Genomic DNA, 14323 nt, shown 5'->3' with positions numbered 1-14323 from the left:
CGTCTGGGATAAAGATGAGTGTTTGGAGTTATTGGAGGATAAGAGGGAGGGCGTCTTGTGAATTTACCCAACCGGATTACGCTTGCACGAATTTGCTTAATCCCTTTTTTGATGGTGTTTCTGCTTGTGGATTTTCCATTTTATCCAGAGCCGTTGCAGCTTGGAAGCTTTTCGCTTCCTTATAATCAATTGATTGCGGCTGTAATTTTTCTCATTGCAGCAAGTACAGATGGAATCGATGGTTACTTGGCACGTAAGAACAATATGGTTACTAATCTTGGCAAGCTGCTTGATCCTTTGGCAGACAAGCTGTTGGTGACTGCTGTACTCATTTCGCTCGTAGAAATGGGCAAGTTAGATTCCTGGATCGCTGTCGTGATTATCAGCCGCGAATTTGCAGTCACAGGTCTCCGCCAGATTGCATTGCTGGATGGATCTGTTGTAGCGGCAAGCAATTGGGGCAAACTAAAAACCGTTGTGCAAATTGTAGCTATTGTACTGCTTCTGCTGAATAATTTCCCGTTCTCTTACACAGGGGTTCATGTGGATGTTATCGCAGTGTGGGCTGCAGCGATTATAACAATCTGGTCAGGAATTGATTATTTTATTAAAAACAAAAACTTGCTTAATTTATCAAAAGCGTAATCGTTCCGGAAAACGGGTAATTTAGAAGGAACAATTTGTACTAAGGGCAATAGGAAAACATCCTATTGCCCTTTGAATACTCACAGCGTGCACAGGAGGATACAGAATGAAGGCAGAAATCATTGCGGTTGGCACAGAGCTATTGCTTGGACAGATTGTGAATACCAATGCGAGATATTTGTCTCGCGAATTAGCCGCGATCGGAATTGATGTGTATTTCCAAACAGTTGTTGGGGACAATCTAAGTCGCCTTAGTGAAGCAATCCGCATTGCTCAGAGTCGTGCAGATGTCATTTTATTTTCCGGTGGCATAGGGCCAACACAGGATGATCTAACTAAGGATGCATTGGCTGAAGTGTTAGGTCGTAAGCTGCATATAGATCGACTAGCGATGGACAAAATAGAAGGATTTTTCAGGGACCGAAATGTTACGATGACCGAGAATAATCGCCGTCAGGCTATTGTTATTGAAGGGGGAACACCTCTAGCTAACGAGACGGGGCTTGCAGCGGGAAATGCCATCTCGGACAATGGAAAACACTATGTAGTTATGCCTGGGCCGCCTAAAGAGCTGATTCCTATGTTTGAGCAGGAGGTTAAGCCATGGCTCTTCCAACATGTTCTGACAGAAGAGATGCCGATCTATTCCAGAATGCTGAAGTTTGCAGGTATAGGGGAGTCGGCTTTGGAGGATCGTCTGCTTGACCTGATCGACGGACAGACAGACCCTACGATTGCACCATATGCAAGCGAAGGGGAGGTTACTGTGCGTGTCTCTACCAAAGCACCGAATGAGGGAGAGGCGCAGGTTAAGCTGGATGCGATGGAAGTTCAGATTCGTGAGCGTTTGCCAGAGCATCTGTACGCCAATGAGGATGTGCCTATTGAGTATACGATCGTTACGATGATGGCTGATATGGGTCTGACTCTTAGTGCTGCTGAGAGCTGCACAGGCGGGCTTGTCATGCAGAGCCTGACATCCATTCCAGGCAGTGCGGCTATTCTTAAAGGTGGAATTGTATGTTATTCCAATGAGATGAAAGAAAAATTGCTGAACGTTCCTCATGATTATCTTGAGGGTGAAGATGCGCCCGGAGCGGTAAGTCCTGAGGTTGCTAAAGTATTGGCAGAGCAGGTGCGCATGATTGGTGATGCTAACTTTGGATTAGCTGTTACAGGTGTCGCAGGGCCGGGTTATTCTGAGCGTAAGCCACCTGGTCTTGTCTTCATTGCTCTAGCTGAGCGCGGCAAAGAGACGGAAATCCATGAATTACGTATTAACGGTAATCGGGAAACGGTTCGCATCCGTTCGACCAAATCTATCTTGTACCGATTGTGGCGCAAGCTTGTTGAACTAGATTAGTTCTTCCGCTTGGTTTGCTTTTGCAGTGCAAAACAGGTATAATTTTAACAGACGGAAGAACCGTAGAATCAGGCACTGTAGCCTTGTTTACGGTTCTTTTTTCTGTTTAATTCCAGGTTTTCTTGAGGAAGAGGCGCCTCGGCCTTTACAAAAAAAAACGAATGTATGTTCGAAAAAAAGCTTGGCAAACGTGTTAAAACAAGGTATCATTATCTTATAAACAGTAAAGGGTGTGAGCATATTGTCAGACCGTCGTGCCGCGCTTGATATGGCGCTCCGTCAAATAGAGAAGCAATTTGGTAAAGGATCCATCATGAAACTGGGTGAGTCGACCCACATGCAAGTGGAAATAATTCCCAGTGGTTCCTTGGCTCTGGATATTGCATTAGGAACAGGCGGCTTGCCTAAAGGCCGGATTGTTGAAATATATGGACCTGAATCTTCTGGTAAAACAACTGTAGCACTACATGCGATTGCTGAAGTGCAAAAAGTAGGAGGACAAGCTGCATTTATCGATGCCGAGCATGCTCTTGACCCCCAATATGCAAGTAAGCTTGGTGTTAACATTGATGAATTGCTTCTGTCTCAGCCAGATACGGGTGAGCAAGGGCTTGAAATTGCAGAAGCACTCGTTCGCAGTGGTGCTGTGGATATTGTCGTTATTGACTCCGTTGCTGCATTGGTACCAAAAGCTGAAATTGAAGGCGAAATGGGGGATTCCCATGTTGGTTTGCAGGCACGTCTGATGTCACAGGCGTTGCGTAAATTGTCGGGTGCAATCAGCAAATCCAAAACAATCGCAATCTTCATTAACCAGCTTCGTGAAAAAGTTGGGGTTATGTTTGGTAACCCTGAAACAACACCTGGTGGTCGTGCCTTGAAATTCTACTCCACAGTTCGCTTGGATGTTCGTCGGATTGAAAGTATCAAGTCAGGCAATGACATCATCGGGAACCGTACACGTATAAAAGTGGTTAAGAATAAAGTAGCACCACCGTTTAAACAAGCTGAAGTTGATATCATGTACGGTGAGGGTATCTCTAGAGAAGGTAGTATCATTGACATTGGTACAGAACTGGATATCGTTAACAAAAGTGGTGCATGGTATTCCTATGAGGGCGAGCGTCTAGGACAAGGTCGCGAAAATGCGAAGCAATTCATGAAAGAGCACAAAGAAATTGCCCAAGTAATTGAGCAAAAAATTCGTGAAGCAAGCAATTTAACGACGCTAGTCCCTGCTCCAACGACTGATGATCAGAAAAAAGAAGAAGCAGAAGAACAAGAATTGTTTGAAATTAACGAGTAATGTACTGAACTCCTGAGGCTTGTCTGATTGTGACTTGACTATACACAGGAAATAAGGTTTGTGGCTCGCATTGTCCAACAGCCTCTGTCCCATAGGACAGGGGCTGTTGGCACGCTAACTGTATAAGATATGGCCGGGCTAAACTCCCGGCCTTTTATAATAATATCTGATCTCCTGTAGAGAGCAGAGCTATATAAGTTCAACTAAACTTTTTACACGAGAACGGAGAGGACAGAAATAACGTGAAGAAGCGAAGCGTTCGGCTGAAAGCTTTCTTACAGAAAGCTACATCGGAAGCATAATCTATCCCCGGATTTTCCCTTTGAAGAAGGGAATTCAAAAAATCTGGGGATAACAGTGATCGGAAGGTTATTCTGTCATCGAAGTGACAAGTGTAAACTTCTTTAGTTGAACCTATATAGCAACGATGAAAGGAGATTAAGGCATGGACAAATACGATGAGGATTTATTCGAAGAAGCAGAGTTAACGGGAATCTCCCAATTTCCCGATCATGAGGAGTTGACCATTACACGGGTTGAGCGGTTACTGAAGGGACGAGTGGCGAGATATCGTATCGAGTTCGGTATGCACTCAATTACTGTTCTGGAAGATGTAATGATTAAATATCGGTTGATGCGGGGCAACACATTTATAAAAAAGGATCTTGAGGAAATCATTGTGGCTGATGAGCGCCAACAGACATATGTTCAGTCTTTGCGTTATCTCGAATTTAAGCCGCGTACACGGCATGAATTAAGCCAGCGTTTGCGGCAGAAGCAGTTTGCGCCTCCGTTGATTGAAGAGGTGTTGGATCGGCTGGAGCAGGAGAGATTGATTGATGATGAAGCATTTGCGAAGGAATGGACACGTCAGCGTATGGAGGGTCAGCGTAAGGGAAAACTGTGGATAAGGCAAGAACTTCGTCAGAAGGGCATTGCCAATGATCTAATTGCCGAAGCTTTGGAAACCGTGAGCGGGGATACAGAATTTGAGACTGCTTTGACGGCAGGACGCAAAAAGTGGAATCAAGTCAAAGGCGACATTTCTGAGAAGAAACGCAAAACGCTTCCTTTTCTGATGCGGCGTGGTTTTCCGATGGATATGGTGCGCCGTGTCGTTAATTGTTTAATTGAAGAAACTGAGGCTAAAGACCCTGATGATGACGACGCTTTACTGTGGGATTAGGAGACAGGACACTCTATGTCGCATTCTCTTGACAATTTCTTTCGTCAAATACTAAAATGGACATGAGTCTTATTGAAATGGAAACCCTTTTTCCTTCCAAAAAAGCGGTTTCGGTTCTTGAGATTTCAACCATTCATGATTATGGGTTCGCTTGAGAGCGAATAGTACGTGGTGAACATGTACACTTGAAATGAAAATCGGCGGGGGATCGCCGTAGGTAATCTTTATTCCCAAACATATGTAAGGCTTGAAAACTGAAATTGACCCAAGGAATGCCTTGGAGGAATCAACGAGGAGGTGAACAGTATGGAAACTGCTATCATGATCGCTCTCGTTGTAGCCGCGCTATTCATTGGGTTCGGAGTAGGATATTTTATTCGCAAATCTCTTGCAGAGGCTAAAATCTCTAGTGCGGAACAAGCTGCCGTACAAATCGTGGAGAACGCGAAAAAAGAGGCAGAGGCACTGAAGAAAGAAACGGTGCTGGAAGCGAAGGATGAAATTCATCGCATTCGCGCCGAGGCTGAAAAAGACACTCGTGAACGTCGGAACGAAATTCAACGACAAGAAAGACGATTGTTGCAAAAAGAAGAGTCGCTGGATAAAAAGATGGAATCACTCGAACGTAAAGAAGAGCAAGTGGCTAACAAAGAGAAACGTATTGATGAGACACAGCAGCAAATTGAAATGATCTACAAAAACCAGGTGACTGAATTGGAGCGTATATCCAATCTCACTATGGAGGATGCACGCAGTATCATACTGTCCAACGTAGAACAGGAAGTTCGTCACGAGACGGCTCAAATGATCAAGGACATCGAACAGCAGGCGAAAGAAGAGGCGGACAAGAAATCTCGCGAGATTATTACGCTTGCTATCCAACGTTGTGCGGCTGATCACGTTGCCGAAACAACAGTATCTGTTGTGACATTGCCGAATGAAGAAATGAAAGGCCGGATTATCGGTCGTGAAGGACGCAACATCCGTGCACTTGAAACCCTTACGGGGATTGACCTCATTATCGATGATACGCCAGAAGCAGTTATTCTGTCGGGCTTTGACCCGATCCGTCGTGAGATCGCTCGTACTGCCCTGGAAAAATTGGTGGCAGATGGACGAATCCACCCGGCACGTATTGAAGAAATGGTTGAGAAGTCTCGTAAAGAAGTGGACGAGCGTATCCGTGAGTACGGTGAGCAGGCAACCTTTGAAGTTGGCGTACATGGATTGCACCCAGACTTGATCAAAATTTTGGGACGACTGAAGTTCCGTACAAGTTATGGTCAAAATGTCTTGAAACATTCTATGGAAGTGGCTTACTTAACTGGGCTGATGGCTGGCGAACTCGGAGAAGACGTAACGCTGGCAAGACGTGCAGGTCTATTGCATGACATCGGTAAAGCGCTGGATCACGAAGTGGAAGGATCACACGTCGAAATTGGCGTGGAACTGGCGAAGAAATACAAAGAACATCCTGTAGTAATTAACAGTATCGCGTCCCATCACGGGGATTGCGAAGCAACTTCGGTTATTGCAATGCTGGTTGGCGCAGCAGATGCGCTCTCCGCAGCAAGACCAGGTGCACGCCGCGAAACACTGGAAACGTATATCAAACGACTGGAGAAATTGGAAGAGATTTCAGAATCGTTCGAAGGTGTCGAGAAATCGTACGCTATCCAAGCTGGACGCGAAGTTCGTGTTATGGTACAGCCTGAGAAGATCGACGATGCTGAAGCATTCCGTCTCGCACGTGACATTACGAAGATGATCGAGAATGAACTCGATTATCCAGGTCACATCAAAGTCACCGTCATTCGGGAAACCCGTGCGGTTGAATACGCAAAATAGAGTATTTTGGGAAAAGTGGCCGCAGTGATGGGCCACTTTTCCTGTTGATAACCATGTATTGCAAGTGTCGGAATCTGAAGCTTTGTAGGGAATGAAGGAGGCAGTACCATGAAAGTTCTGTTTATTGGTGATATTGTAGGCAACGTTGGACGGAAAGCACTGAAAGAAAATCTTCCGTACCTGAAAAATAAATATAAACCACATGTCATTATTGTTAATGGTGAAAATGCAGCCGCAGGTCGAGGAATTACAGGTGCAATTGCTAACGAATTTTTCAATTGGGGTGTGCATGGAATCACCCTCGGTAACCATACATGGGATAACAAGGATATTTTTGATTTTATAGATGATGAACCACGTATGATTCGCCCAGCGAACTTCCCTCCTGGCACACCAGGAAGAGGGTATACTGTGGTCAAAGGCGAAGGTAAAGAACTTGCCATCGTAAACTTGCAAGGACGGACTTTCCTACCTGCACTAGACTGCCCGTTCCGTGTAGCTGATGAAATTGTAGATGAGCTACGTCAGGATTATAATTGTATTCTCGTTGACATGCATGCTGAAGCGACTTCGGAGAAAATCGCGATGGGATGGCATCTTGACGGACGTGCGTCTCTTGTCGTAGGTACACATACTCATGTACAGAGTAACGATGATCGCATTTTGCCAGGTGGAACAGCTTACCTGACAGATGCAGGTATGGTTGGGCCACGTGATGGTATTCTTGGTATGGAGCGTGAAGCGGTGCTCCGTAAGTTCTATACACAACTGCCTGTGCGCTTTGTTGTAGACGACGGCAAATGGCATTTTCACGGCGTAGTGGTCGAGATTGACGAATCTACAGGTGCAGCAACACGAATTGAAAAAATCCGCCTGACAGAAGACGAGTGGCGCATGGAATAGGGGCAATGTCCCATTTTGCAAGGAAACCCGTCTAAAAAGAAGGAATTTTTTTGCCTCCCGCGAATAACATCTAGTAAGTGGAAACAAACATTCAACATTCCCAGGGAGGTACTTACCATGGAAGTATTAAAAGTTTCAGCAAAGTCCAATCCCAATTCCGTAGCAGGCGCACTTGCAGGAGTTCTTCGTGAACGTGGAAATGCTGAACTGCAGGCCATTGGAGCGGGAGCACTGAACCAAGCCATTAAAGCGGTAGCGATAGCCCGGGGATTTGTAGCACCAAGCGGAGTTGACTTGATTTGTATTCCAGCTTTTACAGACATTGTGATTGACGGTGAGGACCGAACGGCCATTAAGCTGATTGTGGAGCCCAGATAATACATGCATTCTTAGCAAAAACCTGTTTACGAAGTAGACAGGTTTTTTGCGTTCTATTCACTATATTAGCGTGGAAAAGGGGGAATTCGTATGAAAAAATGGCTCATAGCAGACTATCATTGTGATGTGCTTAGCAAAATGTTGACACAGCCGGGGATTTGCTTTCTAGATGCTCCAGAGCTTGATGTGAACTGGCAACGACTGCAGGCTGGCAACATTGGACTGCAAGCATTTGCTGTGTATTTACCCGAAGTGTTGGGCAGAGGTAAGTTTGAACATGTCATGAGCCAGTTGGAAATATACCGTACTAAGGTGGAACGTAATAACGAACGCGCAGAAGGCACACAGACGTTGTTATGGCGTGAACAGCTCACTCAGGAGGCAGGACAGCCTCATCCATGGGGGTTGCTTACGTTGGAGGGTGTGGATGGGCTGGAGGGAAACCTCTTCTATCTAGAGATCTGTTATCGGATGGGTGTTCGCATTGTGGGTATAACGTGGAATTATGCCAATTGGGCGGCAGATGGAATTATGGAACAGCGGGGTGCAGGTCTGACTGAGAAAGGCAGACAGCTGGTTCAACGTTGTAATCAGATAGGCATGTTGCTAGACGTGTCACACTTAAGCGAAAAGGGATTTTGGGAACTTGCCGATCTTAGTGAACGTCCTTTTATTGCATCACACTCCAACAGCTTTACCGTATGTCCGAATGTACGTAATCTGAAGGATGATCAGATTCGTGCGATTATTACACGGGATGGCCGAATAGGACTCACGTTTGTTCCTTGGTTTGTGAAGCAGGAAGGTGATGTTAAGATTGAGCATTTATTGCCACATATTGAACAAATCTGCTCTCTGGGTGGTCAGCATCATTTGATGCTTGGGTCTGATTTTGACGGAATTCCTACATATATCGAACAGCTTGAACACGCAGGACATTACCCGAACTTAATCAATACACTATGCAAGCACTACGATGAATCCTTGGTTCGCGGCTGGATCTGGGGAAACGGTATGAGCTATCTGAGCAAAAATTTGCCTGAAATCGAACCTGTAGCGAAACGTTAAAGTTTAAACAAAGTCATAAGGGGCATGATGATCTGAGAGAAGTGTGCGTCTGAGAAAGAAGGTACATGTTATCTCGTGCTATAAGATCATAACCATTGATGGGATAGAGTAGGGTTTTATCAAACGACAGATTTTCCAAAAAAACAGGTTTAAATCCAGGTGAAATAAGTGTATTTCATGAATTTTCATCAGTTCATTTTCATTTCACTGCAAAAAGGAGTATAATACCATTGAATTGTTAAGAGCCTAATGAGGCCATAGATAAACAAGGAGTGAAATTCACAATGAGTAAAACAGTACCTGTGGGCGTATCAGCCCGCCACATTCATGTATCCCAAGAGCACGTTGAAATTTTGTTTGGTAAAGGTTACGAATTGACTGAGTTTAAACCTCTGTCCCAACCTGGACAATACGCTGCTAACGAAACAGTAGCTGTGATTGGTTCCAAAGGACAGTTTGATAAAGTTCGTATCCTTGGTCCAGTTCGCCCTGAAACACAACTGGAAATTTCGATGACGGATTCCTTCGCTATTGGTGTTAAAGCACCTGTACGCGAGTCCGGAAGCATTGAAGGTACACCAGGCATTACAATTAAAGGACCAGCTGGCGAAGTAACGATCGATAAAGGCGTTATTGTTGCCGCTCGTCACATTCACTTCCATACGTCCGATGCTGCAAAATGGGGCATTGAGGACAAGCAAATGCTGAAAGTTCGTCTGGGCGGAGATCGTGGTCTGGTATTGGAAAATGTACTGGCTCGTGTATCTGATTCCTTTGCTTTGGACATGCATATTGACACAGATGAAGCAAATGCAGCTGGCGCACGTAACGGCGATACTGCTGAAATCATCGACTAGTCATTTGTAATGTGTCAATTGTGGAGTGGCCTTGGCGCTCCATTCATACAACAACCCGAGTACACCTTATAGCTGGATCATCAGCGGGGCTCGGGTTTTTTGTTGCATTTGAAGCACAGACAGGAAACTCTTTCGTCATCTGTTAGAGGAGAAGGTGCGTGCGCTTTGCATGTGGAACTAGAGCCCAATACATGTTATAATTTACTGTAATGCTCTTTTGAATTATGGAGTGCAAAGCTTATATGCGACCTAGAGATGAACTAACGAATTTTTATTAATAGAGGCTGTAAGGAGTGACCGAAGGAAATGGCTAAAGACTCAAAAAAGGATTACTCCCAATATTTTGATTTCTCCGATGCCAAAGTAATTTCGCAAGATGAATTCAGCAAAAAGATTCGAATTCGGGGCCGGGACATCAATATCAAATCGGAGCCGAATCATCGTCAGGAGAAACAGCGGGGCAAGGAAGACGTACAGGTATTATACGATAACGCCATCCCAGATGAACTGAAAAACATAGGGAAAGGCAAACACTATATTGTATATACGTATGGCTGCCAGATGAACGAGCATGATTCTGAAACGATCAAAGGGTTACTGGAATCCATGGGATACCAGTCCACAGAAGATCGCAAAGAGGCAGACATTATTCTGCTGAATACATGTGCGATTCGGGAAAACGCGGAAGATAAAGTATTCGGCGAGCTAGGGCACCTGAAAACGCTCAAACTCGAACGCCCAGGACTATTGCTTGGTGTGTGCGGCTGTATGTCTCAGGAAGAAGGCGTCGTTAATCGGATTATGCAGAAGCATGGTTTCGTCGATATGATCTTTGGTACGCATAATGTACACCGATTGCCACATCTGATTCAGGAAGCATTGTTCAGTAAAGAGATGGTCGTTGAAGTATGGTCCAAAGAGGGCGATATCATTGAGAATCTGCCGAAAAAACGCGAAGGTATGCGTGGGTGGGTGAACATTATGTACGGCTGCGATAAGTTCTGTACATATTGTATCGTTCCATTTACGCGAGGAAAAGAGCGGAGCAGACGACCAGAAGATGTGATCGCTGAAGTTCGAGAGCTGGCAAGACAGGGATTCAAAGAGATTACATTACTTGGTCAGAACGTAAATGCTTATGGTAAAGACTTTACGGATCTGAAATACAGCTTCGGTGACTTGATGGATGACATTCGCAAGATTGATATTCCACGGGTACGTTTCACAACCAGTCATCCACGTGACTTTGATGATCGCCTGATCGAGGTGTTAGCCAAAGGTGGAAACTTGGTTGAGCATATTCATCTACCAGTACAATCAGGAAGTACCGAAGTGCTCAAACGTATGAGTCGGAAGTATAATCGGGAACACTATCTGCAGCTTGCAAACAAAATTAAAACAGCCATTCCGGATGTCGTTTTGACTACCGACATTATCGTTGGTTTCCCGGGAGAAACGGATGAGCAGTTTGAAGATACATTGTCACTCGTTCGGGAAGTCGGTTATGACTTCGCATATACCTTTATCTACTCTCCGCGTGAGGGTACGCCTGCGGCGGTGATGGAAGATAATGTACCGATGGAAGTGAAAAAGGAACGTCTGAAACGGTTGAATGAAACGATCAACGAGTATAGCCAGAGCAGCAATGAGAAACAGCGTGGCAAAGTGGTAGAAGTTCTCGTTGAAGGGGAAAGCAAACGGAATTCGAATGTTCTGGCAGGACGGACGCGCAGCAATAAATTGGTTCATTTTGAAGGATCTAAGGATTTGATCGGTACATTCGTACATGTGGAGATCACAGATCCGATGACGTTCTATATTCGCGGGAACCTGCTCAACGAGCCAGTAGCTGCCAACCAGTAATATAACAATATCAGTAGTACCCACAACCCAATAAGATGGAAAGATGCGATGTGCACTTTGCTAATGCTGCAAATGTAGCGGAAGGATCGGAATCGATTCTGGAGAAGCGAAGCGCTCGCCTTTGTAACTGTATTTTACCCTTTGAACAAAAAATTCAAAAAAATACAGGGACAACAGCGATCAAAAGAACGATCCGAAACTGTAGCGTTGCATAAGCAGTCATTGTGGCTCGGTGCAGGGCGTGTATTCCATCTTATATTATCTCATAGAATGGAGCGATTTCAGTGGCGCAGGAGCAAGTGCAGTACAACCATTATGGTATGCCGACCTACGATACGCGCAATCTGGTCATACGCGACGATATTATGGGAAAAGCCAAAGAATTGGCGGATATGCTTGGAACTAGCGAGGAAGTTAGGCAGTTTCAACAGGCAGAATCCAAAATTCGCGACCATGAGCGCATTCAGCAATTGATTGCAACAATTAAGAAGAAGCAAAAAGAGATTGTTGCCTTCGAAAGTTTCAAAAATGCTGATATGGTAAACAAGATCGAACAAGAAATTACCGATTTGCAGGATGAACTGGACAGCATTCCATTGGTAACTGAATTCCAGCAAAGCCAGAGTGATATTAACTATTTGCTTCAGCTTGTAATTTCTGTTATTCGAGATACAGTCTCAGAGAAAGTAAATGTAGAAGCTGGCACGGATTCACCTCCGACGAGCTGCGGTTAAGTTGTAGAATGGTGCGGACGCAGTCCGCGCCTTTTTGATGTATAGTATGTGTGTTCAATTTCGGAACAGCCTCTTATAGGACGAAGCAAGGAACAGACTCGAATGTAATTAGATATTATATTGAGAGGCTCCACTTCGTGGGGTTATTTTGTGTGACATCAAGAGCGATATACACCAAAGAGGATAAAGGGGAAATCAATAATGAGTATTTTGGACAAAATGGTTGAAGAGGGCGAGGAGCGATTCTGGGGCTTCCTGGGCTGCCGATATATTAAAGGTGATGAAAAAGAAGTACAAATTGGACTCACCGCAGGTGAGCACCATACCAATTCCATGGGTATTATCCACGGAGGTGTGCTGACATCTCTGATGGATCAGGCGATGGGAATGGTGGCAACCGCTGCAATGGCAGTGGACAGTTGTGTAACTACGAATCTGAATGTACATTTTCTAGCTCCGATGAAACAAGGGGAATTAATTGTGACCTCGACGGTACTGCATCAAGCAGGGCGCAGCGTTACAGCACAATCTGAGGTTCGCGACGCTACCGGTACACTCGGTTGTATGGCAACAGCGACATTCCGTATTGCAGGGGTTAGAAAGCAAACTACTGAATCCAAAGGTTGACAAAAGATTTTATTATGTCATAATGAGATTATCAAATTGAAAATAGTCGGTGGTGCCCATGAGCGAAAACTACGAACACTTAAATGCTGATAGCGATGAACAAGCGGCTCGTGCTTATAGTTCCAAGAAATATCGTACTCCCGATGGCGTGCCAGCGGATATCGTCATGTTCACCTTGACCAAACGAGAGCGGAAGACGGTCACGAAGACCCTTCCTATTCGGGAACTCAAGGTTATGCTTATTAAACGCAAAGGATGGCCTTTTGCGGGAAGATGGGCTCTACCGGGTGGGTTTTGTCAAGAGAACGAGTCTATCTACGATGCTGCGAAGCGGGAACTGATGGAGGAGACAGGCGTCGATGGTGGACATTTAGAATATCTGAATGTATATAGTCAACCGGGGCGTGATCCACGGGGTTGGATTATCTCACATGCGTTCTTTGCACTGGTGGAGGAATGGATGCTGGAACACCGTCAGGCTGCAGACGATGCAGAAGATGTTGGACTCTTTACGATCCAAGAAGCGCTCGAGGAGCTTGAGCTTGCATTTGATCATCGAACCATTATAGAAGATGCGTATCGCCGGATTCAGCAACAAATGCTGGAAACGACGATTGCACGTCAGTTTCTTCCACGTGATTTTACGTTAAGTGAATTATATCAGGTCATTCAGAGTGTTGTCCCTGATTTTGAAGAACCGAATTTCATCCGTAAGATTACTTCAACGCGTAGCCGTAAAGGGATCGTAGAAGAAGTAAGAGATGAAGAGGGTAACTTACTCAGTTCCAATCAATATTCACAGCGTCCGGCGCAGCTCTATCGTTTCACAGAACTTGTGCCTCGCTTATCCATTTATACCTAACTGGCCAAGTTAACTTAGGATTGAATCAGGCTCAGACTATTCTCAAAATAAAGGGAGTGCAGACGATGAAAGCATTGATTGTCATCGATTTTACCCGAGATTTTGTGACAGGCGCTTTGCCTGTTGGTGGGCCGGCAGTTGAGATTGAAGAGACTGTAGCTGCAATTACTGAGAATTACTGTGATCATAAGCATGAAGTCATTATGGCTGTAGATTTGCACGAACAGAATGATCCGTACCATCCGGAAACAACACTTTTTCCGCCTCATAACATTAGGGATACAGAGGGAAGGCTACTATATGGACGCTTAGCCCAAGTGATGGAGGATCGGAAAGAGCATATTCGTTGGATGGATAAGACGAGATATAGTGCCTTCTGTGGAACAGATCTGGAGCTTAGGCTTAGGGAACGCGGAATTACAGATATTGCACTCATAGGTGTGTGTACCGATATATGTGTATTACATACAGCGGTGGATGCCTACAACAAAGGCTTTCACATCACGGTGTATGAGGATGCTGTAGCCAGTTTTAATGCTGCTGGACATGAGTGGGCACTAGGACACTTCCGTTCGAGTCTGGGGGCTCAAGTCGTGAAAGCAAGAGAGACTATTCTTGCCCGATAGCTTAATGAACCCTGCGAGCTGTAATTATGTTAGATTGGCGTTAAATATGGTGAATGA

General features: G+C 45.0%; 14 protein-coding genes. All 14 read left to right on the top strand.

Annotated features, from left to right (window positions below):
• Positions 1–57 precede the first annotated feature (57 nt).
• The 14 genes from pgsA to MH215_RS07550 all read left to right on the top strand — a co-directional run bounded on the left by pgsA (position 58) and on the right by MH215_RS07550 (position 14266).
• Positions 58–645 carry a CDP-diacylglycerol--glycerol-3-phosphate 3-phosphatidyltransferase gene (gene pgsA / locus MH215_RS07615; RefSeq protein ID WP_056700707.1) on the top strand — a complete coding sequence of 196 codons (588 nt, stop codon included), beginning with the start codon at positions 58–60 and terminating at the stop codon, positions 643–645.
• A 106-nt stretch (positions 646–751) separates the two neighbouring features.
• Positions 752–2008: a competence/damage-inducible protein A gene (locus MH215_RS07610; protein ID WP_239289471.1), complete on the top strand. Its 1257-nt coding sequence runs from the start codon at positions 752–754 to the stop codon at positions 2006–2008.
• 241 nt (positions 2009–2249) lie between these two features.
• Positions 2250–3314 carry a recombinase RecA gene (gene recA / locus MH215_RS07605; protein ID WP_275446018.1) on the top strand — a complete coding sequence of 355 codons (1065 nt, stop codon included), beginning with the start codon at positions 2250–2252 and terminating at the stop codon, positions 3312–3314.
• 445 nt (positions 3315–3759) lie between these two features.
• Entirely contained in the window at positions 3760–4500 is a 741-nt protein-coding gene (locus MH215_RS07600; protein WP_239289470.1) for a regulatory protein RecX, read from the top strand.
• A gap of 306 nt (positions 4501–4806) precedes the next feature.
• Complete coding sequence (gene rny / locus MH215_RS07595; RefSeq protein WP_239289469.1) at positions 4807–6348, top strand: ribonuclease Y; 1542 nt, start codon at positions 4807–4809, stop codon at positions 6346–6348.
• A 108-nt stretch (positions 6349–6456) separates the two neighbouring features.
• Complete coding sequence (locus tag MH215_RS07590) at positions 6457–7251, top strand: TIGR00282 family metallophosphoesterase (RefSeq protein WP_239289468.1); 795 nt, start codon at positions 6457–6459, stop codon at positions 7249–7251.
• 117 nt (positions 7252–7368) lie between these two features.
• Complete coding sequence (locus tag MH215_RS07585) at positions 7369–7629, top strand: stage V sporulation protein S (RefSeq protein ID WP_019005392.1); 261 nt, start codon at positions 7369–7371, stop codon at positions 7627–7629.
• A 90-nt stretch (positions 7630–7719) separates the two neighbouring features.
• A complete protein-coding gene (locus MH215_RS07580) occupies positions 7720–8697 on the top strand; it encodes a dipeptidase (RefSeq protein ID WP_239289467.1) in 978 nt (325 codons plus the stop codon).
• A gap of 284 nt (positions 8698–8981) precedes the next feature.
• Positions 8982–9554: a phosphate propanoyltransferase gene (gene pduL, locus MH215_RS07575; RefSeq protein ID WP_017689107.1), complete on the top strand. Its 573-nt coding sequence runs from the start codon at positions 8982–8984 to the stop codon at positions 9552–9554.
• 306 nt (positions 9555–9860) lie between these two features.
• Positions 9861–11417, top strand: coding sequence for a tRNA (N6-isopentenyl adenosine(37)-C2)-methylthiotransferase MiaB (gene miaB / locus MH215_RS07570; RefSeq protein WP_056700721.1), 1557 nt, complete (start codon positions 9861–9863; stop codon positions 11415–11417).
• A 320-nt stretch (positions 11418–11737) separates the two neighbouring features.
• On the top strand, positions 11738–12151 hold the full coding sequence (locus MH215_RS07565; RefSeq protein WP_275446044.1) for a YlbF/YmcA family competence regulator: 414 nt from the start codon (positions 11738–11740) through the stop codon (positions 12149–12151).
• Between the two features lie 201 nt (positions 12152–12352).
• The gene (locus MH215_RS07560; RefSeq protein WP_239289465.1) at positions 12353–12778 is read left to right on the top strand and encodes a PaaI family thioesterase; all 426 of its coding nucleotides are present in this window, start codon (positions 12353–12355) and stop codon (positions 12776–12778) included.
• A 58-nt stretch (positions 12779–12836) separates the two neighbouring features.
• Positions 12837–13640 carry an NUDIX hydrolase gene (locus MH215_RS07555; RefSeq protein WP_056700728.1) on the top strand — a complete coding sequence of 268 codons (804 nt, stop codon included), beginning with the start codon at positions 12837–12839 and terminating at the stop codon, positions 13638–13640.
• A 65-nt stretch (positions 13641–13705) separates the two neighbouring features.
• Positions 13706–14266: a cysteine hydrolase family protein gene (locus tag MH215_RS07550; protein WP_239289463.1), complete on the top strand. Its 561-nt coding sequence runs from the start codon at positions 13706–13708 to the stop codon at positions 14264–14266.
• Positions 14267–14323 lie beyond the last annotated feature (57 nt).

The organism is Paenibacillus sp. ACRSA, from assembly GCF_022346845.1.
Classification (GTDB): Bacteria; Bacillota; Bacilli; order Paenibacillales; family Paenibacillaceae; genus Paenibacillus.
The sequence above is the reverse complement of the archived record's forward strand: the minus strand, read 5'-3'. Positions and strand labels throughout refer to the sequence as shown.